This window comes from Pseudocolwellia sp. G5-9, from assembly GCF_055808995.1.
Map to the genome: position 1 here is coordinate 3,695,035 of NZ_CM147893.1, position 25,785 is coordinate 3,720,819.

31 protein-coding genes are annotated in these 25,785 nt (G+C 37.1%); 25 read left to right on the forward strand and 6 right to left on the reverse strand.

The window, feature by feature from the left end; translation table 11 throughout:
- Positions 1 to 180: 180 nt before the first annotated feature.
- From AC0L5Q_RS15975 to AC0L5Q_RS15990, 4 genes are read right to left on the reverse strand one after another with little or no spacing between them, the layout of a single operon-like run.
- Positions 181 to 1,179 carry a 5-oxoprolinase subunit C family protein gene (locus AC0L5Q_RS15975; protein ID WP_473611157.1) on the reverse strand — a complete coding sequence of 333 codons (999 nt, stop codon included), beginning with the start codon at positions 1,177 to 1,179 and terminating at the stop codon, positions 181 to 183.
- Positions 1,179 to 1,934 (reverse strand): 5-oxoprolinase subunit PxpB, encoded by a 756-nt coding sequence (pxpB, locus tag AC0L5Q_RS15980; protein ID WP_473611161.1) that lies wholly within the window; start codon positions 1,932 to 1,934, stop codon positions 1,179 to 1,181. Before pxpB ends, AC0L5Q_RS15975 begins: the two co-directional genes overlap by 1 nt.
- Positions 1,935 to 1,949: 15 nt before the next feature.
- Complete coding sequence (locus AC0L5Q_RS15985) at positions 1,950 to 2,684, reverse strand: 5-oxoprolinase subunit PxpA (RefSeq protein ID WP_473611165.1); 735 nt, start codon at positions 2,682 to 2,684, stop codon at positions 1,950 to 1,952.
- Positions 2,685 to 2,687: 3 nt separating this feature from the next.
- Positions 2,688 to 3,857 carry a YcbX family protein gene (locus AC0L5Q_RS15990; RefSeq protein WP_473611168.1) on the reverse strand — a complete coding sequence of 390 codons (1,170 nt, stop codon included), beginning with the start codon at positions 3,855 to 3,857 and terminating at the stop codon, positions 2,688 to 2,690.
- 175 nt (positions 3,858 to 4,032) lie between these two features.
- Here AC0L5Q_RS15990 and mpl point away from each other — a divergent pair, with 175 nt between their 5' ends.
- From mpl to AC0L5Q_RS16110, 24 genes are all read left to right on the forward strand, one after another.
- Positions 4,033 to 5,415 (forward strand): UDP-N-acetylmuramate:L-alanyl-gamma-D-glutamyl-meso-diaminopimelate ligase, encoded by a 1,383-nt coding sequence (gene mpl, locus AC0L5Q_RS15995; protein ID WP_473611172.1) that lies wholly within the window; start codon positions 4,033 to 4,035, stop codon positions 5,413 to 5,415.
- A gap of 12 nt (positions 5,416 to 5,427) precedes the next feature.
- Entirely contained in the window at positions 5,428 to 6,081 is a 654-nt protein-coding gene (locus AC0L5Q_RS16000; RefSeq protein WP_473611176.1) for a flavin prenyltransferase UbiX, read from the forward strand.
- Between the two features lie 123 nt (positions 6,082 to 6,204).
- Positions 6,205 to 7,011 carry an FRG domain-containing protein gene (locus AC0L5Q_RS16005; protein ID WP_473611181.1) on the forward strand — a complete coding sequence of 269 codons (807 nt, stop codon included), beginning with the start codon at positions 6,205 to 6,207 and terminating at the stop codon, positions 7,009 to 7,011.
- A 153-nt stretch (positions 7,012 to 7,164) separates the two neighbouring features.
- Entirely contained in the window at positions 7,165 to 7,563 is a 399-nt protein-coding gene (locus tag AC0L5Q_RS16010; RefSeq protein WP_473611185.1) for a hypothetical protein, read from the forward strand.
- A 29-nt stretch (positions 7,564 to 7,592) separates the two neighbouring features.
- Positions 7,593 to 8,249 (forward strand): Bax inhibitor-1 family protein, encoded by a 657-nt coding sequence (locus AC0L5Q_RS16015; RefSeq protein ID WP_473611189.1) that lies wholly within the window; start codon positions 7,593 to 7,595, stop codon positions 8,247 to 8,249.
- A 34-nt stretch (positions 8,250 to 8,283) separates the two neighbouring features.
- Positions 8,284 to 8,982 (forward strand): aspartate/glutamate racemase family protein, encoded by a 699-nt coding sequence (locus AC0L5Q_RS16020; protein WP_473611193.1) that lies wholly within the window; start codon positions 8,284 to 8,286, stop codon positions 8,980 to 8,982.
- Positions 8,983 to 8,996: 14 nt separating this feature from the next.
- Positions 8,997 to 9,548 (forward strand): DUF7010 family protein, encoded by a 552-nt coding sequence (locus AC0L5Q_RS16025; RefSeq protein ID WP_473611197.1) that lies wholly within the window; start codon positions 8,997 to 8,999, stop codon positions 9,546 to 9,548.
- A gap of 584 nt (positions 9,549 to 10,132) precedes the next feature.
- A complete protein-coding gene (locus AC0L5Q_RS16030) occupies positions 10,133 to 10,630 on the forward strand; it encodes a hypothetical protein (RefSeq protein ID WP_473611201.1) in 498 nt (165 codons plus the stop codon).
- Between the two features lie 92 nt (positions 10,631 to 10,722).
- The gene (locus tag AC0L5Q_RS16035) at positions 10,723 to 10,986 is read left to right on the forward strand and encodes a hypothetical protein (RefSeq protein ID WP_473611204.1); all 264 of its coding nucleotides are present in this window, start codon (positions 10,723 to 10,725) and stop codon (positions 10,984 to 10,986) included.
- Positions 10,987 to 11,028: 42 nt separating this feature from the next.
- Positions 11,029 to 11,433: a GFA family protein gene (locus AC0L5Q_RS16040; RefSeq protein ID WP_473611208.1), complete on the forward strand. Its 405-nt coding sequence runs from the start codon at positions 11,029 to 11,031 to the stop codon at positions 11,431 to 11,433.
- Positions 11,434 to 11,532: 99 nt separating this feature from the next.
- Positions 11,533 to 11,769, forward strand: coding sequence for a hypothetical protein (locus tag AC0L5Q_RS16045; RefSeq protein WP_473611211.1), 237 nt, complete (start codon positions 11,533 to 11,535; stop codon positions 11,767 to 11,769).
- 35 nt (positions 11,770 to 11,804) lie between these two features.
- Positions 11,805 to 12,239 carry a DUF2214 family protein gene (locus AC0L5Q_RS16050; RefSeq protein WP_473611215.1) on the forward strand — a complete coding sequence of 145 codons (435 nt, stop codon included), beginning with the start codon at positions 11,805 to 11,807 and terminating at the stop codon, positions 12,237 to 12,239.
- Between the two features lie 59 nt (positions 12,240 to 12,298).
- Positions 12,299 to 12,607: a DUF1272 domain-containing protein gene (locus tag AC0L5Q_RS16055; RefSeq protein ID WP_473611218.1), complete on the forward strand. Its 309-nt coding sequence runs from the start codon at positions 12,299 to 12,301 to the stop codon at positions 12,605 to 12,607.
- Positions 12,608 to 12,836: 229 nt separating this feature from the next.
- Entirely contained in the window at positions 12,837 to 13,463 is a 627-nt protein-coding gene (locus tag AC0L5Q_RS16060; protein ID WP_473611221.1) for a LysE family translocator, read from the forward strand.
- A 60-nt stretch (positions 13,464 to 13,523) separates the two neighbouring features.
- A complete protein-coding gene (locus AC0L5Q_RS16065; protein WP_473611224.1) occupies positions 13,524 to 13,979 on the forward strand; it encodes a RidA family protein in 456 nt (151 codons plus the stop codon).
- A gap of 372 nt (positions 13,980 to 14,351) precedes the next feature.
- The gene (locus tag AC0L5Q_RS16070) at positions 14,352 to 14,555 is read left to right on the forward strand and encodes a hypothetical protein (RefSeq protein WP_473611228.1); all 204 of its coding nucleotides are present in this window, start codon (positions 14,352 to 14,354) and stop codon (positions 14,553 to 14,555) included.
- A 42-nt stretch (positions 14,556 to 14,597) separates the two neighbouring features.
- Complete coding sequence (locus AC0L5Q_RS16075) at positions 14,598 to 14,810, forward strand: DUF3565 domain-containing protein (protein WP_473611231.1); 213 nt, start codon at positions 14,598 to 14,600, stop codon at positions 14,808 to 14,810.
- 41 nt (positions 14,811 to 14,851) lie between these two features.
- Positions 14,852 to 15,319, forward strand: coding sequence for an OsmC family protein (locus tag AC0L5Q_RS16080; protein WP_473611234.1), 468 nt, complete (start codon positions 14,852 to 14,854; stop codon positions 15,317 to 15,319).
- Between the two features lie 38 nt (positions 15,320 to 15,357).
- Positions 15,358 to 15,720, forward strand: coding sequence for a VOC family protein (locus AC0L5Q_RS16085; protein WP_473611238.1), 363 nt, complete (start codon positions 15,358 to 15,360; stop codon positions 15,718 to 15,720).
- Positions 15,721 to 15,782: 62 nt separating this feature from the next.
- The gene (locus AC0L5Q_RS16090; protein ID WP_473611242.1) at positions 15,783 to 16,094 is read left to right on the forward strand and encodes an isochorismate lyase; all 312 of its coding nucleotides are present in this window, start codon (positions 15,783 to 15,785) and stop codon (positions 16,092 to 16,094) included.
- A 42-nt stretch (positions 16,095 to 16,136) separates the two neighbouring features.
- A complete protein-coding gene (locus AC0L5Q_RS16095; protein WP_473611246.1) occupies positions 16,137 to 16,697 on the forward strand; it encodes a dienelactone hydrolase family protein in 561 nt (186 codons plus the stop codon).
- Positions 16,698 to 16,822: 125 nt separating this feature from the next.
- A complete protein-coding gene (locus tag AC0L5Q_RS16100; RefSeq protein WP_473611250.1) occupies positions 16,823 to 18,637 on the forward strand; it encodes an assimilatory sulfite reductase (NADPH) flavoprotein subunit in 1,815 nt (604 codons plus the stop codon).
- The gene (gene cysI, locus AC0L5Q_RS16105) at positions 18,637 to 20,376 is read left to right on the forward strand and encodes an assimilatory sulfite reductase (NADPH) hemoprotein subunit (protein WP_473611254.1); all 1,740 of its coding nucleotides are present in this window, start codon (positions 18,637 to 18,639) and stop codon (positions 20,374 to 20,376) included. The genes AC0L5Q_RS16100 and cysI overlap by 1 nt, the downstream gene beginning before the upstream one ends.
- Positions 20,369 to 21,118, forward strand: a complete 750-nt coding sequence (locus tag AC0L5Q_RS16110; protein ID WP_473611257.1) for a phosphoadenylyl-sulfate reductase — start codon at positions 20,369 to 20,371, stop codon at positions 21,116 to 21,118. The genes cysI and AC0L5Q_RS16110 overlap by 8 nt, the downstream gene beginning before the upstream one ends.
- Position 21,119: 1 nt before the next feature.
- Here the strand turns inward: AC0L5Q_RS16110 and AC0L5Q_RS16115 are convergent, their stop codons facing one another.
- Both AC0L5Q_RS16115 and AC0L5Q_RS16120 read right to left on the reverse strand, forming a co-directional pair.
- On the reverse strand, positions 21,120 to 22,028 hold the full coding sequence (locus tag AC0L5Q_RS16115; protein WP_473611262.1) for a TIGR03899 family protein: 909 nt from the start codon (positions 22,026 to 22,028) through the stop codon (positions 21,120 to 21,122).
- A gap of 68 nt (positions 22,029 to 22,096) precedes the next feature.
- Complete coding sequence (locus AC0L5Q_RS16120; protein ID WP_473611266.1) at positions 22,097 to 23,296, reverse strand: MFS transporter; 1,200 nt, start codon at positions 23,294 to 23,296, stop codon at positions 22,097 to 22,099.
- 318 nt (positions 23,297 to 23,614) lie between these two features.
- Here AC0L5Q_RS16120 and fadB point away from each other — a divergent pair, with 318 nt between their 5' ends.
- The gene (gene fadB, locus AC0L5Q_RS16125; protein ID WP_473611269.1) at positions 23,615 to 25,783 is read left to right on the forward strand and encodes a fatty acid oxidation complex subunit alpha FadB; all 2,169 of its coding nucleotides are present in this window, start codon (positions 23,615 to 23,617) and stop codon (positions 25,781 to 25,783) included.
- The last annotated feature ends 2 nt before the right edge of the window (positions 25,784 to 25,785 follow it).

Consider the following 25,785-nt stretch of genomic DNA (forward strand, 5'->3'; position numbering starts at 1 on the left):
GATGTAAACTATTTTTGTTGTTAATTATCAGTTGTTTATTTTTTATGTGCGCTAGGTTTACGTGATGTGTTGCACTGTTCTTGAAATTTTGCACGCTTACAGTGCGAACTGAAATTAATGGTTTATACCCGTATCATTTACGATGCTCTGAAATAGCCTCTTGATTGGTAACGGGTATGGTTAATTAAATTTTTGATACAAAGCGCTTAGTTGCTGTTGTGCAAAGCTAAGTGTGGTTGGCATAAACTGTACTTTATTGCCGGAGCGCAACTGACTGAGTTTAAATAAATCAGTTTGAATAACACACCCTAAAACAGGGTAGCCGCCTATGGTTTGTCTTTCTTTCATTAAAATAATCGGTTGATTATTACTAGGGAGTTGAATTGCACCAAAAGTAACGGGTTTTGAAAGTGTAGGCTTAGGTAAATTAGTGACCGCTGTAATAACCTTTTCAGGTAACGTCGACAAGCGATATCCCATGCGATTACTCTCTGGTGAAATGGTAAAAGGGTGTTCACAAAGTAGAGCTTGCTCTTTACTGCTAAGCCTTAAAAATAAAGACTGTGGAATAAAACGTAATATTAATGTTTCTTGAATATTATTGTAAAAATGGCTTGGTGTTAGCTGGCGTTTATAGTTTATGTTAGTGGTATGTTGATTATGGTTTTTACTCGCAAAACAGGTGTTCGCTAACTCGATTTTACTCCCGTCAACAATTGCTGTTGCACCAAAACCTAAACGACTTTCGGTTGATGTTTGCGATTGGCTATTTAGCCATTGTTGACTTTGAATACCGCCAGTAATTGCTAGGTATGTGTGTAAGCCTACTTTAGGCTGGCCAAAACGTATTACATCGTTAGCACTAACTTGGTGAGCTTGCCAATTTTCAATAGGGTTGTCGTTTATAAAAACGCAGCAATCAGCTCCTGTAATCGCTATGGTGCAATCTTGTGCAGCTTTAAACGTTATTTGCCCTAAGGTGATTTCTAGCTGGGCATTGTTTTGGTTGTTGCCTAACAGATAGTTAGCAAATAAAAATGCGTATTCGTCTGCTGCGCCACCAGCACTAAATCCTAGGTGCTGACTTGATAATCGACCCAGATCTTGAATACTACACAATCCATTTTTTTTGATCACTGTTAAATAGTTATTAGCGTTATGTTTTACGCGCTTATTCATTAAGCTGGTTCCTTTATAAGCTCACCGCCTAAAGATAAAAATTCAGCTTGAGTAATAGATACAAATTTTACTGACTGACCAACACGAATAGTACTTTCAAACTCGCCATTTTTAACGTTATACATATCGAGAGGTGTTTGCCCAATAATATGCCAACCACCGGGACTGCTATTTGGGTAAACCGCTGTTTGTTGCTCGGCAATAGCAACGGCACCTTTAGGAACCGACAATCTCGGAGATGATTTTCGAGGTAACTGTAATCTAGATACAAGCTCACCTAAATAACAAAAACCGGGAGTAAAACCTAACGCATAAGCTCGATACGTTGTTTGTGTATGGTATTGAATAACTTCAGCACGAGTTAATTGCGTTTGTTGTGCAACGTTTTGAATATCCCAACCCGCTTCTTCACCGTAATAAACGGGTATTTCTATTTCGGTTTCTGACGTTTGTTTAGGAAGTGTTAAGTTTTTATTCAGTAAATTGTTTGTTTGCACCACATTGAGCAAAAGAGTGTTTAACGAGTCGTGAGTTATTTGATCAAATTTATAATAAATAATCAGGCTGGCATAGCTGGCAATTGAATCTATAACTGTGCTTTTAAGTACTAAACCAATTTGTTGCTGGCAATGCATTATATGCTGATGTTGCACCGCACAAACTTTTTCAGGCCACTCAAGTAATACCGCATTTTCACTCATATATGAAAGTGTAACTAAGGGTAAATCTTTTGTACTTTTAATATGTTTAGACATGTATTGTGAGTGGCTCTATTGAGTTTGTAGTAATTGATGAAGCTTTTTTACTACTTTAATTGCTGCGGGGTTATCGCCATGTACACAAAGAGAATCGACGGTTAAGGGTAATGTTTTTCCGTTAATACTGATGAATTGATTATCTTTGATTAGCTTTTCACATCGAGCGATAATTTTATCTGTGTCATGTATTACCGCGTTTTCTTCACTGCGAGATACGAGTAAACCATCGTCGGTATATTCTCTGTCAGCAAAGGCTTCAAATAATAAAGAAACATGGTACGTAGATGCTATTTTTTTTAGGGCGATAAAGTTTTTATCCGTATCAGGTAATGCTTGTATTAATAAAGGAAGAGAAGCATCAAGGCCTGAAATAGCTTGGCACACTTGTTCGAATATTACAGCGCTTTTCATCATGTCGTTATACAAAGCGCCATGAGGTTTTACATAACTAAGCTGAGCATTGTTGCTGACACATATCGCGTGCATTGCACCTATTTGGTACTGAATAAGAGCAATAAGTTCTTCGGCGGAATAACTTACTGTGATGCGACCAAAGTTGTCTTTGTCGTTATAACTAGGATGCGCACCAATAGTTACCTTGTGTGTAAGTGCTAACTTTATAGTGTTCAATATTGTTAAAGGATCTGAAGCATGAAAGCCACAAGCGATATTCGCCATGTCGATATAAGGCATAATTAACGCATCGTTATCATGCACTTTTTCACCTAAATCGCAGTTGAGTTTCATGGTTTACCTTTTCGGCCTAAGTGGTTTACTCAGCACTACATCTGATTTTGGAATAGCGCTACAAGCTAAAACATAACCTTGTTCTTTATCTTTTTCAGACAAACCATCTGTTGATAATTCTTCAACGTTGCCGCTATCAAGTTTTATTTTACAGCGTCCGCACATTCCACCTCGGCATGAGTAAGGTAAAATTAAACCCGCATCTTCAGCTTGTTCTAAAATAGTGCCTTTGTTGTTACCTACAACTTCTTTGTTCCAAGAGCTAAAGTTAAGCTTCGGTTTTTTATTTACTTTTACTGGCGTAGGATCTTGGCTAGCTTTATCTTTCATTTGTTTAGTCTCTTTTACTACAAAAATAGGAGGTTGTTTGGTTTCAATTATTTCAACTTTGTCGCCTATTTTAATTTGCCCTTGGTTCAGCGGTACCAAGTTTTGACCAAACATAACATCGCCATTTTCAACTTGTCGGAACGACTTCAATGTTTTTAAGGGTTCTTGTTGGCTATTCTTCTCAGCTGTTTCGGGATTTATTGTTGTGAAAATACAACGAGAACAAGGCTTAGTTACTTCAAACTCTACTTCACCTATTCGGATATGTTTCCATGTATCTTCATCAAAACCGTTGCAACCATCTACAACCAAGTTAGGTCTAAATTGTGCCATAGACGCAATATGATTTGTGCCTAGTTTTTGGTTTAAATGAGTAAGAGATTGCTGAGAAATAAGTAAAATAGGATAACCGTCAGCAAAACCTACTTGGCTATTTTTATTTTTAACAAAGCGTTCCGACTCGTCGCCAAAAAATAATAACTGGCAAGGCTTGTTTAAATATCGGCTAAACCACTGGTTATAATGTTCGGCACTTTTTTGACCGTTTAAGGCTGTGCTCCATATCGCTGTTTTTTGGTATTCGGTTGATAGCTTTGAATATTCAACCAACAAAACAGGCATACCCGGCGCCGTAATGTTAATTCCGTTTGCGGTTAAATTGGCTTGAATTAAACATAAGCGTGGTTCGGTTCTCGCGGTAAGCATTTCACCTTTTTCAGTAGCAACTAAAAAACGTCGGTCAAAAGCTAAGCCTAATTCTTCTACCCAGCTATTTGAAAGTTGAATATTTGACGATGATTTAATCGGATAAACTGAAATTGATTGTAATGCTATATTGGTCACGCTATTTCCTTATTTATTTTCATAACGTCAATGTAAGCCTAATTTACGCGTAACTCACTTGTGATTCAATCACAGATATAGAATAAAATGCATGTTCGGCTAGTGTTACCTATGGTGACTAAGGTATATTGCTATGATATTACAAGGTTGTTATTTTTGAGTTTTTGGTAGGCATATGCATATTCATATTTTAGGTATTTGTGGCACATTTATGGGCGGAATTGCCGCCATTGCAAAACAGTTAGGGCATCGAGTTTCAGGTTGCGATGCTAACGTGTATCCACCAATGAGCACTCAGCTCGAAGAGCTTGGTATTGAGCTAAAACAAGGTTACCAAATAGAGCATTTAAAAGACGAGCCTGATCTAGTGATAGTAGGCAATGCGATGTCACGCGGTAATCCTATGGTTGAATATGTATTAGACCGTAATATTGCTTATACATCGGGCCCGCAATGGTTACTCGAAAACGTGTTGAAAGATCGCTGGGTGCTGGCGGTTTCAGGTACGCACGGTAAAACCACCACCAGCAGCATGCTAACGTGGATTTTAGAATACGCCAAAATGGCGCCGGGTTATTTAATTGGCGGCGTACCACAAAACTTTGAAAGTTCAGCTCGACTAGGCGAGTCACCATTTTTTGTAATTGAAGCCGATGAATACGACACTGCCTTTTTTGATAAACGATCTAAGTTTGTACATTACCGACCACGTACTTTAGTGATCAACAATTTAGAGTTTGATCACGCTGATATTTTTGATGATTTAAGTGATATTCAAAAACAATTTCATCACCTTATTAGAATGGTGCCAAGTAACGGCTTAGTGCTTTATCCGCAAGGTGAGCAAGCGATTACTGAAACCATTGAAAAAGGCTGCTGGACACCTACGCAACAAAGTACTCTTAGCAATAGCGGCGATAAAAATAGCAACCAAGGCTGGTATGCCGAAAAACTTAAAGCAGATGGAAGCGAGTTTATCGTTAGCTTTAAAGGCGAAGTGCAGGGCACCGTTAAGTGGGATTTAATTGGCGACTTTAATATTGAAAACGGCTTAATGGCGATTGCTGCAGCACGACATGCTGGCGTACCAAGTGACGTAGGTATTGAAGCACTTGCTGAATTTGTTAATACCAAACGACGTTTAGAGCTTCGCGGCACAGTAAATGGCATTAAAGTGTTTGACGATTTTGCTCATCATCCAACGGCAATTACTAAAACACTGACAGGTGTTCGTGATCATGTAGGCGAACAGCGTATTATTGCGGTACTGGAACCTCGCTCAAACACCATGAAATCAGGCGTACATAAAGACACCTTAGCGGCTTCGCTCGATAATGCCGATTTTGTTTTTATTTACCAAGGTGATGGCGTTGACTGGTCGGTTGAAGACTTAATAAAAGACTGTAAAGCCCCTTGTGTTGTAAGTGCTGACTTAGCGGGCTTAGTTGAGAACATTACCGAGCAAGCACAAGCCAACGACACCATAGTGGTTATGAGTAACGGCGGTTTTGGCGACATACATAACAAACTTCTTAGTTCGTTAGCAGACAAACAGTAAAAGGTTTATACAATGAGTTCAGCCACCGAAAAAGATAAAATAAACAACACAACCTTTGATAAAAAAATCACCTTAGCCATAACAGGTGCATCAGGCTCAGCTTACGCGCTGCGTCTTATTGAATGTTTAGTGGCAGCCAATTATCAAATTTACCTATTATGTTCGAGTGCCGCTAAAGTGGTATTTGATACCGAAGTAGGGCTGAAAGTCCCATCATCTCCCGATGCCGCTAGCCAATTTTTTATCGACAAATTTAAAGGTAAGCCCGAGCAAATTATCGTATTTGGTAAAGAGCAATGGTTCTCGCCCGTAGCTTCAGGATCAGCAGCACCTAAACTTATGGTGGTTTGCCCGTGTTCAACCGGAACACTTGCCGCCATTAGCCAAGGCATGAGCGATAACTTAATAGAACGTGCAGCCGATGTGGTAATTAAAGAACGCGGACAGCTTATTTTAGTTCCGCGCGAAACCCCATATTCAACCATTCACCTACAAAACATGTTAACCCTGTCGCAAATGGGCGTAACTATAATGCCTGCGTCACCGGGCTTTTATCACAACCCTGAATCAATAAACGACTTAATCGATTTTATGGTAGGTAGAATGCTTGATCATATTGGTATTGATCAAAAAATTATGCCGCGTTGGGGATATCAGCGTGGTTGAGTGATGTATTTATACTTGCTGATATTTAAATGAAATATATTTAATATTGGTTTTGAGTGGTTTGTAGGAATAGTGTGTTTTGCAAACCAATAAATGGTAAGGGTTATAGGCAAGGAGTAGCATTTGAAAGAATATTCAATTTCTAGTATTTCTGAGTACATAAGTTGTATTGAAAGAATTAGAGTGGCAGAAAACTTATGGTTTAGAGGTGTTCCTAGTTCTCAACATTTATTGGTGCCAGGTATTATCTGGAGAGGTTTATCATTGCATGAAGGGAATTTAGAGCATGGTTTTTTAGAGGCTTATAAAAGTTATACGAATAATAGTGTTTTAAATGCATGGGAGATTTTTTCTTTGATGCAACACCATGGTTTGCCCACGAGATTGTTAGATTGGACTGAATCAGCTCTAGTTGCTTTATATTTTAGTTTGTCTTCTGATATAAATAATAAATCGAGCACAGTTTGGGCTATAAATCCTTTTTCCTTAAATGATTTGAGTATAAATCAACGTAGATTGTATTGTCCTGCAATTATGAATAACCGTACAGTTACTTCAGATAGCAATGATATAAATTTAGACTGTTACTTACCTCCCAACTTGAAGAATAAACCTGATATGCGTACTCCCGAACTCCCTATTGCAATTAAAGCAAATTATCATTCTCGTAGGATAGCATCCCAAAAAGGATGCTTCACAGTCCATGGAACTAACGTATCCTCAATCAATGAAATTATGAAAGATGATGTTGTGAGAATTAATGTTTGTGATGAGTCTAATTCTAAAAATTGTATGCTGGACGTTTTGTCCGAACTTGGAATCAATGAAGAATCTATTTATCAAGATTTAGATTCTTTATGTCGTAAATTAACAAGAGAATGGGCTAACGAAAAGCCAGATATGATTTTTAAACAGATACATAACAATTGACTTTTACTACATTATACTTTTAGTTTGTTAATATTCTACATTTTAATAGTGTGTTTTATATAGTAATGAAAAAATTGGATGTTTAAAATATTGTAGAGTAAGTAAAAGACTTATAACCTAATAATTATATAGATATAATTTAAGCTTAACGACATGGAGAGTCATATCAAAAAAATTACCATTATCACTATCATGCTTCTATCTGGTTGTTCGAGTAACTCTGATAAGATTACTGAACCAGACGTTATTACCAAAACAAGCATTCAATATGTTCCTGTTCAAAAAGAATATACTCCGCAGTTATGGTCTAGCCATAAAGTTTTAAATGAAACGCCTGCCCAATGTGCTAATAAAGGCGTTGGTATTCTTACCTCTTTAGGCTTCACTTCTGTTATTAAAAACGGTGACTATGTTTACGGCAACTTTAATAAAAATCGTGCGGCAATAAAATGTGTAGCTATTGAAAAGCAAACGTTTGTTTATTTTGCTGTAGCAGGTGCCAAAGTTAAGTTAGTTGAAGAATTAAGAAATAAAATAAGCTGGAAGTTATAAACGAAAAATTAATTTAAAGGAATTTTAGAATGGAAGTAGATGTATTTAAACGAACAGAAACAGATGATGAAATTATAAGCGCCTCTACTTATAACTTTGTTATCGGCTTAACCTTAATATGGGGCTTTTTTGTTAACTGGCTAATGGTGCAAAGTATTTCACCTGAGTCTATTAGTAGTGTAAATCCGATCATATTTTTTATTGGTTACTTCGCTTCTTGTTTTTTTGGTATATATCTTTTTAAAAAATCAAATAGTCCTGTTGTTAGTTTTGTTGGTTATAACTTTGTTGTTGTGCCTTTTGGTTTAATTATTAACTTAGTGGTGAGTCAATACAATCCTGATATTGTACAAGAAGCGATACGAGTGACAGGTTTAGTTACCTTTGTAATGATGCTTCTAGGTTCTATGTATCCGGCGTTTTTCAATAAAATAATCGGCGGACTTACCGTAGCTTTGATTAGTGTGATAGTTGTAGAACTTATTATGGTTTTTATTTTTAATACACATCATGGAATTTTAGATTGGGCGGTAGCAATAATATTTTGTGGTTATATTGGCTACGATTGGGCTAGAGCAAATGCTATACCTAAAACTTATGATAATGCGATAGACAGCGCAGCTGCATTATATATGGATATTATTAATTTGTTTTTACGTATATTACGTATTTTAGGTAGAAAGTAGTTTTAAAGAATTCTTTTCTTAAGCGAAAATTATTATGAAAACAATCGGCATGTTAGGCGGAATGAGTTGGGAATCAACAGCCAGCTATTACAAAGCCATTAACCAAGGCGTTAAGTCTGCTCTTGGTGGCTTATCTTCAGCAAAAATATGTTTATACAGTGTCAATTTTGCTGAAATTGAAAAACTACAACATGCTGGTAAGTGGAAAGAAACTGCGCTTATTTTAACTAAAGCTGCGCAGTCGGTTGAAGCCGGTGGCGCAGATTTTTTATTAATTTGTACTAACACCATGCATAAAGTAGCGGATGAAATTCAAGCCAATATTTCAATTCCTATTCTTCATATCGCCGATGCCACGGCAGCCAAATTAGTGTCTGACGGTGTTACTAAAGTAGGTTTACTTGGTACTCGCTTTACTATGGAGCAAGATTTTTATAAAAGCCGTTTAATAAATAAGTTTGGCATAAAGGTCGTTGTGCCAAATGATGATGAACGCACCATAGTTCATAACGTGATATATAACGAGCTTTGCAAAGGTGAAATAAAGCCTGACTCGAAAGAGCAATATATAGCGATTGTAAATAACTTGTTTGAACAAGGTGCTCAAGCGGTCATTTTAGGGTGCACCGAAATTGCTTTATTGATTCAGCAAAAAGACACTGATGTACCTTTGTACGATACAACTGAGATTCATGCAGCGAGTGCAGTTGAGTTAGTTGTTAAAGGTAAATAGTTTAGGAGTTAAAAATGATTTCAATTATTGATGCGCAAAAAGATATGAGAAATGCTTATTTTGATGGTGTTCCTGGTGTTGTTTCTTCTGGCTCTGTGTGGTTGATTGCAGGTATAGCTGCGCTTGTTTTTAAACCCATGACTGGGATTTTAACCTTGATATTTGGCGGAATGTTGATATTTCCGCTCTCTGTGCTTTTATGTAAACTTTTGGGGAGAAGTGGTAAGCATCATAAAGATAATCCTTTAGCTACACTTGCGATTGAAGGAACATTCTGGATGTTGCTTTCAATTCCCGTAGCCGTAGCTGCGGCGTTCTATAAACTGGAGTTGTTTTTTCCTGCTATGTTGATGGTGATTGCAGGCAGGTATTTAACGTTTAATACCCTATATGGTTCACGTGTTTTTTGGGTGTTCAGTATATGCCTAGTGATAGCCGCTATGCTTTTAGTTTTTCTAAAGTCTTCTGTTTATGTTGGTGGCATTACTGGTGGTTTAGTTGAACTGCTGTTTGCTCTGGTTATTTATATACGCGTTAGAACGTTGAAGAATAATGATGTAGCTTAAATACTGAGGGAGCTCCACAAATTTAGCCTGAGATATCATGTGTATCGTTAGACTATAACTGGCTATAGGCATAAACAATGATCAACTCATTGGGGTTATACTTCGGATCATCAACAACTTCTCTACCAAGACAAATATAGGGTAGCACTCGCTGCTTTTTCTCAGTATTTTCCTGTAAGATGTTTGGAAAAACATAAGTACGAATCAAGTCTTTAATATTATATACCCGTAACCATTCAAGATGCAGGTTTCAGTGGGAACTAAAAACAATTTAGGCAAGGCATTAAGTTTACGTTATGGTTATTCTCGGTAACTGCTCCTGCGTTACCCTAATGTCCTACATCCGTGTAGGAACCTGACTAAAGTTAATAACGAAGCATAAATTGTTTTTAGACCCATCGAAGAAGCGCTTGAGCAAAATCACTTCGTCGTTAATGCATTTTATAAGGGAACAACCATTATTACAAAACATTGCCTTGAATTGATATCGCTCAAGCACTCTGAAATACGCATCTTGATTGGTAACGGGTATAGATATTACAAAGGACGTTAATTTTTAATTTAAACAATGTAGAAGGGATAGTATGAAGACTAAGAATATAGTAGTAGGTAGCGTATTATTGGCGTGTAATTTTTATGCCGTAGCAAACGATAAAGCGATTAATGTGAGTGAAGTTGCTCAATATTATGATGAGAAAGTTATTCAATCTAATATTATTAATGAATGCACACAATTAGGAGCGCAGTTTTCAACTTCAACTAAAAAATATTTAGAAAAAAATGGTTGGTCTGTAAAACTTGAACCTGAGCTTGATGAATCTAATAAAGAGCAAACACTACAATTAGAAATTGTTAATGCATCAAGTAGCGGAAATGCCTTTATCGGACATAGAAAGTCGGTGTCTATTGAGGCTAAACTTTATCAAGATGGCAAGCTTGTAGATTCGTATCGTGGTATGCGTAATTCAAGTGGAGGTTTTGCAGGAGGTTTTAAAAGCTCTTGCTCTGTGCTTGCTCGATGCGTAAATACTTTAGGTAATGATGTTGCTAAGTGGTTAAAAAAAGTTTCAGATGAAAGCTAAGTAAAGACGAATTAAAAAATACGCCAATATCTTATTGATACTTAAATTGTGATATAACACAAACTTAAATGATAGGTAGTGTTTAGGTTGTTATGAATAAAAGTGCGATAGCAAAGTTTATAGGTGTATTTTTTAGCTTATTAGTTATTTGGAAAGTTAACGATGTATTGCTAATTACTCCTTGTATTGAGCAGGGCGGCGTATTTAAATTTGAAAAAGGCCAATGTATTTTAAGTGATGGTAGCCTTTATACAACAGGATTTGAAATGCCATTAGTTATTTTATATGTGGTTATTGGTTTTAGTGTTTCTTACTTTGTATCTAAACTTATTTGTAAAGTATTCAAAAGCGAATAGCTTCTGTAAACTATTCTATTTTATCTTTGTTATGGAGAGTATATGTCTATAGTTACTGGAAGTTGCTTGTGTGAAAGCATTGTATTTGAATGTGAAAATAGTTTTACGCAATTTCATTTATGCCATTGTGTTCAATGTCAAAAAGTAACTGGTTCTGCGCATGCGTCTAATTTGTTTATTGCTCCAAACAAAATAAAATGGCTAAAAGGTGAAAACCTAATAAAGCGTTACGACGTACCCAATCGATCTATATCAAGCGCTTTTTGTACTGAATGTGGCAGTGGTGTTCCGTATCTTTCTGGTTCAGGAAAAGCGCTTGTTGTGCCTGCTGGTTGTTTAGATGGTACGCCGAATATTGAAGCGCAAGATAATATTTTTTGTGACGAAAAAGCCCAATGGTACGATAAAGCGATTCATGCGAAGCAATTTTCTAAGTTTCCTGAATAAATAAGCCAAAGCGATTAATACCATTGAGGTATTACTCGTTTTTTAATAGCATATCTTTTAAATGTTTTTGTAACCGTAATTGAAGTAATAGGATTTAAAATGAAAACCATGACATGTAAACAGTTAGGCGGCGCTTGCGATAAACAGTTTCAAGGTAATACCTTTGAAGATATTGTTGAGCTAAGCAAAGCACACGGTATGGAAATGTTTCAAAAACAAGACCCTGATCATATGGAAGCGATGCAAAGAGTGATGGTGATGATGCAACAACCACAAGCAATGCAAGACTTTATGGAAGAAAAAAAGAAAGCATTTGAAGCGTTAGCCGAAGATTAAGTCTTATCGTATAAAACTAAATTAATTGGATTATTATGGAAGATATACTTGTTAGAACCTTACACTTTTTAGGTATTTTTACACTGGTGTCTGCGTTAGTGGCAGAGCATTTATTAATATCGAAACAAATGGATTTAAAAACCTTTAAAAAGCTTGTTACTGTTGATGGAATATACGGTTTAGGTGCCGTAATGACACTTACTGGTGGGTTACTTTTATGGTTTGTTGTAGGTAAGCCGCAAGAGTTTTATACCGCTAACTGGGTGTTTCATTTAAAAGTTACCTTATTTGTGGTTATCGGAATATTGTCAGTATTTCCTACGTATTATTTTTTACGTAATAGAAAAACAACGGCTGAATATATTGAAATACCCAAGTATATTGTTGTTATTCTTCGTGTTGAATTAACACTTTTAGTGGTTATGCCTTTTTTAGCAACGAGTATGGCTAGAGGTGTTGGCAGTTATTAATTTGATACGAATTAACATTAATTAATGTAAACAGTTAAGTGATAATAGGGCAGTATCTTATGCTAGAACTACGACCAAATTGTGAAAACTGCGATAAAGATCTTCCACCTGCATCGACTGAAGCATGTATCTGCACCTATGAATGTACTTTCTGTAGAACTTGTGTTGATAACCTTTTAAAAAATGTTTGTCCTAATTGTGGTGGCGGGTTTTCTGCTAGGCCTATTCGACCTACCCAAGATCGCAGAAAAGGGGTAAGCCTTCAGTATCAAGGCGCTTCAACCAAACGAGTGAATACCACATTAAGCGAAGCTGAAATATCAGGCTTTTCTGATCTTGTTAAAGATATTAAGCCTGAAGATAGGTAACCATTGATGGGGAACATTCAATATTTATAGCGATAAATTTTATTACCCGAATGTAAAGTCATGTAAATAAAGTTTTGTACCTTTATAGTTATGCGTAGTAAAGGTATAAAATTTTTTGAAGTTTTTCTTCATTTAACTATCTTTTTTCTAATTTTCTAGTGTTAATTCAATAAAATCTGTAAATTCATTTATTCGTCTGTATACATTTAAAATTAATGAAGGATAACCGATGATCTCACTCGAAACCTTGCTGCTTTTCTTTATGACTACGCTTGTAGTTGTACTATCACCTGGCCCTGCAGCTATTGCTGTTACAGCTGAAGCAGCATCGAATGGTTTTAAAAAATCAGCATTAGTTATATTGGGTATTGCAACCGCTAATATTGTATTTTTTGTGTTGTCGGCAACGGGTATTATTACGCTTATTATTGCATCGCATACTTTGTTTTCTGTCATTAAATGGATAGGTGTGGCGTATCTTTTATATTTAGGCTTTGGTGCTATTTTTAGTGAATCTGGCCCATTAAGTATAAATTCTTCTAAAAAACTCGAGAGTAAAGCGTACAAAATATTTTTGAGAGGTTTTATTTTAGAAATTTCTAACCCTAAAGCGCTTTTGTATTTTTCTGCTTTATTGCCGCAATTTATTGATATTACTAATCCTATTATTCCTCAACTTGTTATTTTGTGTTTGATAACGTTGATGTTAGATTTAGCGTGCTATTCGCTTTATGGCTATTTAGGCTTTAAATCGATAGGTAAGTTTATTAAGCCCATTATTATCAAAATCATTAATCGCTCGGCTGGCGCTATGCTTATTTTTGCAGGACTGAAAATGGCGACAGTAGAAAAATAGTAATATAGCCAATTTAAGCTTTTTATTTTTACACCCTACACTTATACAAAAGGTTAATAAATGAAACACACATTAAAAAAAATGTTATTTGTAACAGCTACCTTAATAGCAATTCCATCACATGCATTAGCTAAAAATACAGTTGAATTTTTAAATCCTAAAGAGGCTACACATAATTTACCTTTTTCTGAGGCTGTTCGTGTTGGTTCTACATTATTTCTTTCAGGGCAAATTGGATTAATTAACAACACGGAGAAGTTGATTTCAGGCGGTATTCAAGCTGAAACTAAACAAACGTTAGAAAATATAAATGCGACATTAGCATCATACGGTTATTCAAAAAATGATGTAGTTAAGTGTACGGTAATGCTGGCTGATATTGCCGATTTTGGTGAATTTAATAAAGTGTATAGCAACTTTTTTGCTAAACCTTATCCTGCGAGAAGTACCTTTGCAGTGAGTGGCTTAGCCTTTAATGCAAAAATAGAAATCGAATGTATTGCAGCTAAAAACTAATAAGTTAGTTTTAAGGCAACCGATACTGTACTCATTAATGAATTAATCATTCTTATTCATTAATGAGTGCTAATAACGAAATTGGTATTTACCTCAATCAGCATGTTTAGCGTCTTTAATAGCTCGAAACTCATGTTAAATATTCAACTTATTTAACTCTTAAATAAAGCTAACGCTCTCCTAGTCGCTATTTTTACGCGAGTAACTTGATCTACACCCGAACCTAACATGATATAGGCTTTTAGTTTGTCAGAGGTATCTGGACTACTCTCTTCATCACATCAGGTTAGGTATGTTTTTTAGGTGAGTTTACAAATTGTAAAGGTTGTGAGTTTAGTGTATTTATAGCCGATATAAAGAAAAGGAGAAAATATGAATTTCACACTCACCCAAATGGGACTAGCCGTATTCATCTTTATGGTGGTTATAGGTTTGATTAGTTATGTACTAGGTAAGCGCAAAACACTAACACCAATAAAGTCGGCGTTACTTGGTTTTGTTTTTTCGGTTATTCCTGTACTGGGTATTATTTACGTTGTTTACTTAGCTGCGAAAGAAGATGTGGTTATACCGTAAGTTATTATTTTTAGAATACAAAGTATTAAATTAGGGTGCAAAGTGAATAGAGAAATAGCTGACTATCACAAAGACGATGAAAATCATTGGGTAGCAAGGCTCAACTGCGGTCATTTTCAACATGTTCGGCATAATCCTCCTTGGACAAACCGACCTTGGGTTGAAACCTTAACAGGGCGCAAGTCTATGATCGGTCATGAGCTTAATTGTAAAAAATGCGATGAGGGCGCACCACTTGATTATCAGGTACTTTAGCGCTAAAAAACAGTAAAGCTTTTTGTAATAAGGAATAAAGTATGTCGGTATATTTTGCGCAAATCAACTGGTCGAAAAGCGATGATGAAGTTTATATAGATAACAAATACAGCAGAGGCCATACATGGTCGTTTGATGGTGGTGTAACAGTACCTGCATCTTCGTCTCCTCATGTTGTGCCTTTGCCTTATTCAGTTGAAGCTAATGTTGATCCTGAAGAAGCGTTTATTGCCTCAATTTCAAGTTGTCATATGTTATTTTTTCTTTCTATTGCCGCAAAAAACAAACTTGTTATTGAAAGCTATGAAGACAAAGCTGAAGGTATTATGGAAAAGGACACACAAGGCAATATCTCTATAACTAAAGTCACTTTAAAGCCTAAAGTGGTTTTTGCCGCGCATACTCAACCAGCCTATGAATTATTAGAAAAAATGCATCACCAAGCACATCAGCAATGTTTTATTGCTAACTCAGTAAAAGCTGAGATAGTTACTGAAATTGTAGAGTAAACATTACCAATACAGCTCAACTAAACAAGGAAAGCATAATGACAAATAACCTGAATCACGAAAAAATTAATTATGTAGAGTTTGCAGCTAACGACCTTAATGCCACGAAAGCCTTTTTCGAAGAAGCATTTGGCTGGAGCTTTCAAGATTTTGGGCCTGAATACACAGCGTTTAATCATCAAGGTTTAGATGGTGGTTTTTTTAAAGCGGAAGGGGCAAGTGTGCAAGCAAAAGGTGGCGCACTTATCGTTCTATTCAGTAACGATTTAGATAGCACACAGCAAAAAATAAAAGCAGCGGGTGGTGTTATTACACAAGACACTTATGAATTCCCTGGCGGAAAACGATTTCATTTTACAGAACCAAGCGGTAATGAATTTGCCGTGTGGGGTCAGCTTTAACTTGCTAAGCTAGTATTTTTACTTGAAACAGCTCGATTGAAAACCTAAAGGACAAAAAACTCATGGAATATAAAGAAACGTTATCACCACAGCAATGTAAGGGGATGGACGATATACGTACTGAAATTGACGTTATAGATCAAACCATTGTTGCTTTGTTAGGACGCCGCTTCCAATACGTTAAGTCTGCCGCACAATTTAAAACTTCGGAAACATCTGTTCGTGCTCCCGAACGTTTCTCATCAATGTTACAGCAGCGTAGAGTGTGGGCTGAAAAAGAAGGCTTAAGTCCTGACGCGATAGAAAAAATGTACCGTGATCTTGTTAACCATTTTATTAATGAAGAAATGGATAAGTGGAAACAAGGATCTTAGTCGACCAGTGCTTAAGTTAATGTTTAAGGTATATGTTTAAATATGAAAGCCATCTATATAGTTACTGACATTTTTGGTATTACACCTGCTTTAAAAGAGTTTGTGGCAACATTAACAGTTAGTTCAGGAGCTGCAATTAATATTGTTGATCCCTATCAAGGTAAGCAGATGAGCTTTGAAGATGAAGCGACAGCCTATGCTTATTTTGTTAAACACGTAGGTGTTGAACAATACGCACAGCATTTACATTCAATACTCGTCTCACAAAAAGATACTACCGTTATTGGCTTTAGCGTTGGCGCGTCAGCACTTTGGGCGCTATCTGCTAAAAATAATATCAGCGTAGAACACGCTATTTACTTTTACGGTTCACAAATTCGGCATTTGCTTGATATTCAGCCTCAAATTAAAAGTACGGTTATTCTTCCTAAAAAAGAAGAGCATTTTGATGTAGACGATTTACAAGGAAAACTTAAAAAGCTGTCAAAGGTGTCAATTAAACGTTGCAGTTTTTATCACGGGTTTATGAATAGACACTCAGTAAATTTTAACGAACAAGCGTACAGAACTTATACCGGTTGGCTTTGCGAGCAACTTACTTAAACAATCAGTCATACAAGTTAGTCTTATATTCTTTTTTGGAATAAAAAGGCAATTTCTAATCTTTTTCTTTTTTAGGCAGGACTATTACTATTTGCCTATTACTTCTAAATGGGCGAGTTGACATTATGTTGCCAGGTCAGAAAAATTTAAACCAAACAATGCTAGATGCAAACCAACTTGCATCTTTACAAGAAGCTATAGCGACTTACACACCTCTACAATTAGCGTGGACAAGTGGTTATTTAGCAGCGAAAAGTGAAGGTGGTTCAGTTGCTGTTCTACCTACGGCTACTGCGGGTGCATCTGCACAAGCTCAACCGACATTAACTATTTTATTTTCATCGCAAACAGGTAACGCTAAAGGCGTTGCTAAAAAGTTAGCTGAAAATGCGAAAGCTGCAGGTATTACTGTTAACTTTAAAAACGTTTCAGAGTACAAGCCAAAATCATTAAAATCTGAAACGCACCTACTTATCGTTACAAGTACTAACGGTGAAGGCGAGCCGCCAGATGATGCGATTGAATTCCATGAGTTTTTAGCCTCTAAAAAAGCGCCTAAGTTACCAAACTTGCAATACAGCATCTTGGCATTAGGCGACAGCAGCTACGAATTTTACTGCCAAACAGGTAAAGACTTTGACGAGCGCTTAAAAGCATTAGGTGCGACTGCAGTTACTCCTCGCGTTGATTGTGATGTTGACTATGAAGAAGATGCACAATCTTGGTCTGCAAACGTTATTGACACATTAAAAGACGATTTAACAAAATCAGGTGATGCAGGTTTAGCGCCGGTTGTTAGCTTGTCTGGCGCTACTGAAGTTGAAAGTCAGTACACTAAACAAAATCCTTACGCAGCTGAGTTATTAGTTAGCCAAAAAATTACCGGTCGTGACTCCGCTAAAGATGTTCGCCACGTAGAAATTGATTTAGGCGAGTCTGGCTTAACTTACCAAGTAGGTGATGCTTTAGGCGTATGGTTTGAAAACTCAGCAGCGTTAGTTGAAGAGTTAATTGCCACATTAAAACTAAGCGCAGACGAAAAAGTTAGCATTAAAGGCGAAAGCTTTACCTTAAGCCAAGCGTTAACGTCTGAATTAGAAATAACTCAAACTGCTCCTGCTTTCATTGAATTTTGGGCAAGTATTTCAGGTGATGCAAAACTTAAAGCTTTAGCTGAAGACAAAAACGCAGCGCGTGAATACGCTAGCGAACATCAAATTGTTGATATTGTAAAAGCGGCGCCAAGTGATGTAGCTGCACAAGTATTTGTTGATGCACTTCGTAAAATTACACCGCGTTTATATTCAATTGCTTCAAGCCAAGCCGAAGTTGAAGAAGAAGTTCACTTAACAGTGGGTTTAGTTAGCTATGAAGAAAACGGCGCTACACGTTTTGGTGGTGCTTCAGGTTTCTTAGCTAACGATGCAGAAGAAGGCTCAACGGTTAAAGTATTTGTTGAACATAACGATAACTTCCGCTTACCTGCTGACGGTAACACGCCAGTCATTATGGTAGGTCCAGGTACAGGTGTTGCACCATTTAGAGCATTCATGCAAGAGCGTGACGCAAGCGATGCTGAAGGTGATAACTGGATGTTCTTCGGTGATCAAACATTCACTCAAGACTTCTTATACCAAGTTGAATGGCAGGGTTACTTAAAGTCTGGCTTATTAACTAAAATGGACGTAGCTTTCTCTCGCGACCAAGCTGAAAAAGTTTATGTACAAGACCGTATTAAAGAAAACGCTAAAGAAGTGTTTGAATGGTTAGAGCGTGGTGCCCACTTATATATTTGTGGTGATGCAAACCGTATGGCGAAAGATGTACACAACACTTTAGTTGATGTAATCGCGACTCAAGGTGGATTAACGCCTGAGCAAGCTGAAGACTATTTGAAATCGTTACGCAGCAACAAACGTTACCAGAAGGACGTATACTAATGACAACTGAATTTAAAGACATTAAATCTACCGGTGATGGTCCAATTATTGTTGAAGGTAAACATGCGGATAACGAGCGTTTAAAGTTAGAAAGTAACTACTTACGCGGAACCATTGTTGAAGATTTAGCTGACAGAATGACAGGTGGTTTTACCCCTGATAATTACCAGTTAATACGTACCCATGGTATGTATCAGCAAGATGACCGTGACATTCGTGCTGAGCGTCAAAAGCAAAAATTAGAACCATTACATAACGTAATGCTTCGTGCTCGTATGCCTGGCGGTATTATTACGCCAACGCAATGGTTAGCAATTGATAAGTTTGCTGACGATTACACCTCTTACGGAAGTATTCGTTTAACAACGCGTCAAACGTTTCAATTCCATGGTGTTTTAAAGCCAAATATTAAGTTAATGCACCAAACGTTAAATAGCATTGGTATTGATGGTATTGCAACTGCTGGCGACGTTAACAGAAACGTATTATGTACAAGTAACCCAATTGAATCTGAACTTCATCAAGAAGCTTACGAGTGGGCGAAAAAAATCAGTGAACATTTATTACCAAAAACTAAAGCCTATGCTGAAATTTGGTTAGATGCAGAAAAAGTTGAAACCACTGAACATGACGAACCCATTTTAGGTAAAAGCTATTTACCTCGTAAGTTTAAAACAACGGTTGTTATTCCTCCAAAGAATGACATCGACGTGCATGCTAACGATTTAAACTTTGTTGCTATAGCTGAAAACGGAAAATTAATTGGTTTTAACGTATTAGTGGGTGGTGGCTTAGCCATGACGCATGGTGATAATTCAACGTATCCTCGTAAAGCGGATGACTTTGGTTTTATCTCAATCGATAAAACATTAGATGTTGCGGAAGCGGTTGTTACCACTCAACGTGATTGGGGTAACCGTGTAAACCGTAAAAATGCGAAAACTAAATACACATTAGATCGTGTAGGTATTGAAACCTTTAAAGCTGAAGTTGAAAAACGTGCTGGTGTTACCTTTGGCGAAAGTCGTTCATACGAATTTACTAGCCGTGGCGATAGCATTGGTTGGGTTGAAGGTTTTGATGGCAAGAATCATCTAACATTATTTGTTGAAAACGGTCGTTTAATTGATGGTCCAGACAGCCCTATCAAAACAGGTGTTGCTGAAATAGCTAAAGTTCACAAAGGTGACTTTAGAATGACAGCCAACCAAAACTTAATTGTTGCGGGTGTAGCTGCAGAAGATAAAGCCAATATTGAAACCTTAGCGCGTCAATACGGCTTAATTAAAGACGAAACCTCTAACCAACGTAAAAACTCAATGGCTTGTGTGGCGTTTCCTACTTGTCCATTAGCAATGGCTGAAGCTGAACGTTACTTACCCGGTTTAGTGACTGATGTTGAAGGTATTTTAGCTAAACATAAGGTAGCAGACGAACATGTGATTTTACGTGTTACGGGTTGTCCAAACGGTTGTGGTAGAGCAATGCTTGCCGAAATTGGCTTAGTGGGTAAAGGGCCGGGGAAATACAACATGTATTTAGGTGGTAACCATGCAGGTACTCGTGTACCTAAGCTATACAAAGACGGTGTTGACGAAGCTGGCATTTTAACTGAAATAGATCAGTTAGTTGGCCGTTGGTCTACAGAGCGTAACGACAACGAAGGTTTTGGTGATTTCACCATACGTGCCGGCATTGTTGCCGAAGTTAAAGTGAGTAAGCGAGATTTTCATGCTTAATACAAGTCAAGCAGCTGTTAATAACTATTCCGCGAGTACTGTTCCGGAGCCATTGCTAAACCAATGGAATGAGTTATTAGAGAAAGAATCGGCTGTTGCGCGTGTTGAATGGACATTAGAGAACTTACCTTCTCAGTTTGTATTATCATCAAGTTTTGGTATTCAATCTGCGGTAATGTTACATCTACTTACGCAGGTTGATCCAAATATTCCTGTGCTGATAACAGATACAGGGCATTTATTTCCTGAAACCTATCAATTTATCGATCAGTTAACTGAGCGTTTAAATTTAAATCTTCACGTATATAGCGCAAAAGAAAGCGCCGCTTGGCAACAAGCTAAATACGGTGAAGAGTGGGACAAAGGTGAAGCAGAGTTAAAGGCATATAACCGCCGTAACAAAGTAGAGCCTTTAGAACGTGGTTTAAATGACTTAAATGCAAGTACTTGGTTTACAGGCGTGCGTCGTCAACAAACTGCACACAGAGAAAACTTACCTGTAGTAAGTACCTTACGTGGTCGTTTTAAAGTACATCCAATTATTGATTGGACCAATAAAGACGTTCACCAGTACTTAACTAAGCATGGTTTGCCATATCACCCGTTATGGGATCATGGTTATGTTTCTGTAGGTGATGTACACAGTACTAAACCGCTAACATTAGGCATGGACGAAAGCGATACGCGTTTTTCTGGTGGCCAAAGAGAATGTGGATTACATACTGACGGTGATGGTATTTAGGTTAGCTCACTGAAAAATGAGCATGTAATGATGATTTTAATAAAGGCACTAAGTCTTCGTCAGGATTATCAGAAATAAGTAAAGCAAGTTCACTTCCAATGGGAGTGAACTTGTAAAAACGTAAACCACATTGGTTTGCTTTAGCGGTCAATGTTAGATTTTGGCCATTATAGTTAAAGACCACTTGTTCCCCTTTTTGTAACTCATTTGATTCCGCTTCTTGCAGAAAAATAAGATGGTTATCCGCAAGGCTTAACAGCTCGGTATAACTGAGCCCACATTGATTTAAATTCACTTTACTTTGCGTATTTTTACTGAAAAAGCTTAATAGCCCCGGTGTTTTATACGCACCAGACAGTATACGCATATTCTTCTTACTCGTGTCTTTAACCGCAAGGCTACAAATTTTAGCTAATAGTTTGGCATCGGTAATACTCATTGATTTGAATACGGTGAGTGATTTAAGTGAAAAAGAACCTGGATGCGTAATTTCACCCGCTAAAATCTTCGCCCACAAGTCTTGCATGGTATTGTTGCTAACGTCTTCTGCTAAATGGGTAAAACGACTAAACCAGTCAGGATCTGCTTTTGCTGAGTTGCTTGAATTAGGGCAATAGGCTAATGATTTTTTAACAATAGACTCTAAGTTTTGCTGCTGACGTAACCGAGAAAGTCGTTCTCTTCTTACTACTCGTTCTTCAAGTGGCATTTGCTTATCTTCAGGTAATAAAGCGCCATCGAGTACAAACTGTTTAGCTAAAGCCAGTAGTTGTTTTTGTGAAGTAAAACCTGAGGTGGATTTAGAGTTTGAATTTTTAGATTCTGTAGAAATATTTGTTGCATTAACCGTTGATGAAGCGACTAAGTCTGTTTGTGGTTCTTGAGGTGATTCATCTTGATCTTTGTTCACGGTTAATCCTTAATTTTTGTTTTAATTTAAACATATATTTGCATTTAGTAAAATAATAAGTGAAACCGTTATATATTAACTTCTTCTTTTTGTTTTAGTTCATGGCTTCGTAATTCAACCCCAATAGCGGGCGAATTAGGAATAAGTAAAGCTAAAATAAATGAACATGCGGCAAAGGCAGCACCAATATAAAATACCCATGCAGAATTAATAATCCATACCATGCCGAGTAAAGCTGGAATAACAACTGCGGCGATATGGTTAATTGAAAAGCTAACACCGGCGGTTGAGGCTATATCTTCAGGAGATGCTATTTTTTGAAAATATGTTTTAATGGCAATAGCAAAAGCAAATAACAAGTGGTCAACAACATACAAGCCTGCGGCTATATATTCGTTAGAAACCACGGCATAAGCGCAAAACAAAAGCAACAAACCAATATATTCAAACTTTAAAACAAATCGTTCGCCATACTTACCAATAAACTTCCCTATTTTGGCAGCAAAAAACCAATTAAAAATGTAGTTAATAAGGAATAAAGTACTAATATCAGCAACGCTATAACCAAATTTTTCTACCATTAAAAAGCCAGCAAACACGACAAATATTTGTCGGCGTGCACCACCAAAAAAGGTTAAGGCATAGTAAAGCCAGTATCTTTTTTTCAATATAAGTTTTTTACTTTGTTCTGTTTTTGGTTTGAAGTGTTTAAAGGATAATCCAATAAAAATCGTAAAGACTAAACCAAGGCCTCCAAACAATGCATAAGTTGCTTGATACGACCAAGAAAACTGTTCCATAAGTAGCCATATGGTACTAAAAGCAAGTAAAGATGCTGCTGCTTTTATTGACAATAATTGCCCCATAAAATGCGCTGTTTTATCTTTGTCAATCCACTGAAGTGTTAAAGACTGATTAACGGTTTCAAAATAATGAAAACCAACCGACATGATCATTGTGGTTATATATAAACCATAAACACTCGGGAAATAGCCTGTTGCAGCTACGCCAATGGCTGTAATTGCTAACGATAAAATAGCTAAACGTTGTTCTTTTATAAAAAGCAGAACGTAAATGGCGGTAAAAGCTAAAAAGCCAGGCACTTCACGTAAGCTTTGTAAAATACCGATTTCTACACCGGTAAAGTTAGCCTTTTCGATCACAAAATTATTAAGCAATACCATCCATACCGAAAAGATCAAAGGCATGATAAATGCCATGGCTAATAAAAGGTTTTCGGGTTTTTGAACAAACTTATTCAGTGTCATTAGGTGCCTAAAAAAGAAGGTGGTTTTGTGAGTTAAAACAGATTGTAGAGTATACGATTATTATTATAAAAAGGCTCATGAGTATTTTATGAATCAGCGTAAAATCTCTTTTAGGCTGTTTTATCTAAGATTGATACAGTCAATTAAAACGCTTGTTTAAATTTAGTTGCTTTCCTGTTTTTTTCAAGGCAAACTCAATACCAACAGACTTAAAATCAACTCATCGGATGAGATGGGAGGTTAATGTGATTATTGTGGTCTATTATATAGTCAATACAAGATAACCAATACAAGCGAAATTTTACGAGGAGAGCAGGCATGATCTATCAAGGCACTAGCCTTTCTGTACAATTACTAGAAGATGGCATTGTTGAGCTTAAATTTGATGCTCAAGGCTCAGTTAATAAGTTTGATACTCAAACTTTTATTGAATTTAGAGCAGCTATTGAAGCAATTAATAGCACTAAAGAGGCTAAAGGCGTAGTAGTAACATCAGGTAAGTCGACCTATGTTGTAGGAGCAGACATTACCGAATTTTTAGATACATTTAAAAAGCCGGTTGAAGAATTAATCCCTTGGATTAAAAAGTCTACGGATATTTTTAATGCTTTAGAAGATATTCAATTACCTACTATTGCCGCCATTAATGGTATTGCATTAGGTGGTGGATGTGAATTGACCTTAGCCTGTGATTATAGAATAGCAGACACAAATGTAAGTATTGGTTTACCAGAAGTTAAGCTGGGTTTAATTCCTGGTTTTGGTGGTACTGTACGTTTACCTCGCGTTATCGGCGCTGATAATGCTGTTGAGTGGATGTCTACAGGTAAAGCACATCGTGCAGACGAAGCCTTAGCTGCCGGATTATTAGATGCTGTTGTTGCACCAGAAGATTTAATGGTGTCAGCCGTTTCTATGCTAAAAGATGCTATTGCAGGCAAGCTTAATTGGAAAGCTAAACGTCAGCCAAAACTTGAGCCACTTAAATTAAGTGCGACAGAAAGCATAATGACCTTTAGCACGTGTAAAGGCATGATTGCTGCAAAAGCGGGTAAGCATTACCCTGCACCTATGATGATGGTAAATACTATTGAAGCATCGTCAAAATTAGATCGTGCTGGCGCAATGTCTATTGAAAACGAAGCTTTTGCTAGCTTATCTAAAACAGATTCAGCTACCGCACAAATTGGCTTATTTATGGCCGACCAAGTCGTTAAAGGCAAAGCGAAAAAAGCCGGTAAACAAGCTACAAAACAAGTAAACAAAGCAGCTGTACTTGGTGCAGGTATTATGGGCGGCGGTATTGCTTATCAGTCTGCTTACAAAGGTACGCCAATCGTAATGAAGGACATTAACGATGCGGCGTTAGATTTAGGTTTAAGTACTGCTGCTGGCATTTTAACAAAGCAAGTTGAACGCGGCCGTATGAATGTTAAAAAGATGGCAGCTACGTTAAATAACATTACACCATCATTATCTTACGATAGTGTAAAAGGTGTTGATATTGTTGTTGAAGCGGTTGTTGAAAACCCAAAAATTAAAGGTTTAGTGCTTGCTGAAGTAGAAAGCGTAGTGAGTGAAGACACCATTGTAACTTCAAACACCTCAACTATCTCAATTGATTTATTGGCTAAAAGTGTGAAACGCCCTGAAAACTTCTGTGGTATGCATTTCTTTAATCCCGTAAATAGAATGCCACTTGTAGAAGTTATTCGTGGTAAAGACACGTCTGATGAAACCGTTGCTACCGTTGTTGCATACGCAGCTAAAATGGGTAAGTCACCTATTGTAGTGAACGACTGCCCGGGCTTTTATGTAAACCGTGTTTTATTTCCTTACCTTGCAGGTTTAAGCCATTTAGTGATTGAAGGCGCAAACTTTACCGATGTAGATAAAGTGATGGAAAAAGAATTTGGTTGGCCAATGGGTCCTGCTTATCTATTAGATGTTGTGGGTATTGATACGGCAGATCATTGTACTGGCGTAATGTCTGACGGTTTTCCTACGCGTATGAAAAAAGTAGATAACGATCCAGTAAGTTTATTCTACAAAAATGAGCGATTTGGTCAGAAAAACGGCAAAGGTTTTTATGATCATGGTAAAGATAAACGTGGTCGCCCAACTAAAGTTGCTTCAGAAGCTGCTTATGAATTATTAGCTCCACATTGTGCTGAGAGTAAAGCCTTTTCGAAAGAAGATATTATTGCGCGTTTAATGATCCCTATGATCAACGAAGTCGTAAGATGTTTAGAAGAAGGTGTTGTTGATACTGCTGCTGAAGCGGATATGGGATTAATTTACGGTCTAGGTTTTCCTCCATTTAGAGGTGGCGCTATACGTTATTTAGAAACCGTAGGTTTAGATAACTATATTGCGATGGCGGATAGCTTTGCACATTTAGGCGAGCTATATCAAGTAACAGACAGCATGCGCGAAATGGCCAAATCTGGCAAATCTTACTTCACTACAGATGTAAAAACAGCTTAACC

What these genes read in the sequence shown, in the direction of transcription:
- AC0L5Q_RS16050 (WP_473611215.1), top strand. Translation starts at nt 11,805, where the DNA reads ATGGAAGATATACTTGTTAGAACCTTACACTTTTTAGGTATTTTTACA.
- AC0L5Q_RS16100 (WP_473611250.1), top strand. Translation starts at nt 16,823, where the DNA reads ATGTTGCCAGGTCAGAAAAATTTAAACCAAACAATGCTAGATGCAAAC.
- AC0L5Q_RS16060 (WP_473611221.1), top strand. Translation starts at nt 12,837, where the DNA reads ATGATCTCACTCGAAACCTTGCTGCTTTTCTTTATGACTACGCTTGTA.
- AC0L5Q_RS16070 (WP_473611228.1), top strand. Translation starts at nt 14,352, where the DNA reads ATGAATTTCACACTCACCCAAATGGGACTAGCCGTATTCATCTTTATG.
- AC0L5Q_RS16015 (WP_473611189.1), top strand. Translation starts at nt 7,593, where the DNA reads ATGGAAGTAGATGTATTTAAACGAACAGAAACAGATGATGAAATTATA.
- AC0L5Q_RS16065 (WP_473611224.1), top strand. Translation starts at nt 13,524, where the DNA reads ATGAAACACACATTAAAAAAAATGTTATTTGTAACAGCTACCTTAATA.
- AC0L5Q_RS16045 (WP_473611211.1), top strand. Translation starts at nt 11,533, where the DNA reads ATGAAAACCATGACATGTAAACAGTTAGGCGGCGCTTGCGATAAACAG.
- fadB (WP_473611269.1), top strand. Translation starts at nt 23,615, where the DNA reads ATGATCTATCAAGGCACTAGCCTTTCTGTACAATTACTAGAAGATGGC.
- AC0L5Q_RS16020 (WP_473611193.1), top strand. Translation starts at nt 8,284, where the DNA reads ATGAAAACAATCGGCATGTTAGGCGGAATGAGTTGGGAATCAACAGCC.
- AC0L5Q_RS16110 (WP_473611257.1), top strand. Translation starts at nt 20,369, where the DNA reads ATGCTTAATACAAGTCAAGCAGCTGTTAATAACTATTCCGCGAGTACT.
- AC0L5Q_RS16055 (WP_473611218.1), top strand. Translation starts at nt 12,299, where the DNA reads ATGCTAGAACTACGACCAAATTGTGAAAACTGCGATAAAGATCTTCCA.
- pxpB (WP_473611161.1), bottom strand. Translation starts at nt 1,934, where the DNA reads ATGTCTAAACATATTAAAAGTACAAAAGATTTACCCTTAGTTACACTT.
- AC0L5Q_RS16030 (WP_473611201.1), top strand. Translation starts at nt 10,133, where the DNA reads ATGAAGACTAAGAATATAGTAGTAGGTAGCGTATTATTGGCGTGTAAT.
- mpl (WP_473611172.1), top strand. Translation starts at nt 4,033, where the DNA reads ATGCATATTCATATTTTAGGTATTTGTGGCACATTTATGGGCGGAATT.
- AC0L5Q_RS16095 (WP_473611246.1), top strand. Translation starts at nt 16,137, where the DNA reads ATGAAAGCCATCTATATAGTTACTGACATTTTTGGTATTACACCTGCT.
- AC0L5Q_RS16040 (WP_473611208.1), top strand. Translation starts at nt 11,029, where the DNA reads ATGTCTATAGTTACTGGAAGTTGCTTGTGTGAAAGCATTGTATTTGAA.
- AC0L5Q_RS15975 (WP_473611157.1), bottom strand. Translation starts at nt 1,179, where the DNA reads ATGAATAAGCGCGTAAAACATAACGCTAATAACTATTTAACAGTGATC.
- cysI (WP_473611254.1), top strand. Translation starts at nt 18,637, where the DNA reads ATGACAACTGAATTTAAAGACATTAAATCTACCGGTGATGGTCCAATT.
- AC0L5Q_RS16120 (WP_473611266.1), bottom strand. Translation starts at nt 23,296, where the DNA reads ATGACACTGAATAAGTTTGTTCAAAAACCCGAAAACCTTTTATTAGCC.
- AC0L5Q_RS16080 (WP_473611234.1), top strand. Translation starts at nt 14,852, where the DNA reads ATGTCGGTATATTTTGCGCAAATCAACTGGTCGAAAAGCGATGATGAA.
- AC0L5Q_RS15985 (WP_473611165.1), bottom strand. Translation starts at nt 2,684, where the DNA reads ATGAAACTCAACTGCGATTTAGGTGAAAAAGTGCATGATAACGATGCG.
- AC0L5Q_RS16000 (WP_473611176.1), top strand. Translation starts at nt 5,428, where the DNA reads ATGAGTTCAGCCACCGAAAAAGATAAAATAAACAACACAACCTTTGAT.
- AC0L5Q_RS16090 (WP_473611242.1), top strand. Translation starts at nt 15,783, where the DNA reads ATGGAATATAAAGAAACGTTATCACCACAGCAATGTAAGGGGATGGAC.
- AC0L5Q_RS16025 (WP_473611197.1), top strand. Translation starts at nt 8,997, where the DNA reads ATGATTTCAATTATTGATGCGCAAAAAGATATGAGAAATGCTTATTTT.
- AC0L5Q_RS16035 (WP_473611204.1), top strand. Translation starts at nt 10,723, where the DNA reads ATGAATAAAAGTGCGATAGCAAAGTTTATAGGTGTATTTTTTAGCTTA.
- AC0L5Q_RS16010 (WP_473611185.1), top strand. Translation starts at nt 7,165, where the DNA reads ATGGAGAGTCATATCAAAAAAATTACCATTATCACTATCATGCTTCTA.
- AC0L5Q_RS16085 (WP_473611238.1), top strand. Translation starts at nt 15,358, where the DNA reads ATGACAAATAACCTGAATCACGAAAAAATTAATTATGTAGAGTTTGCA.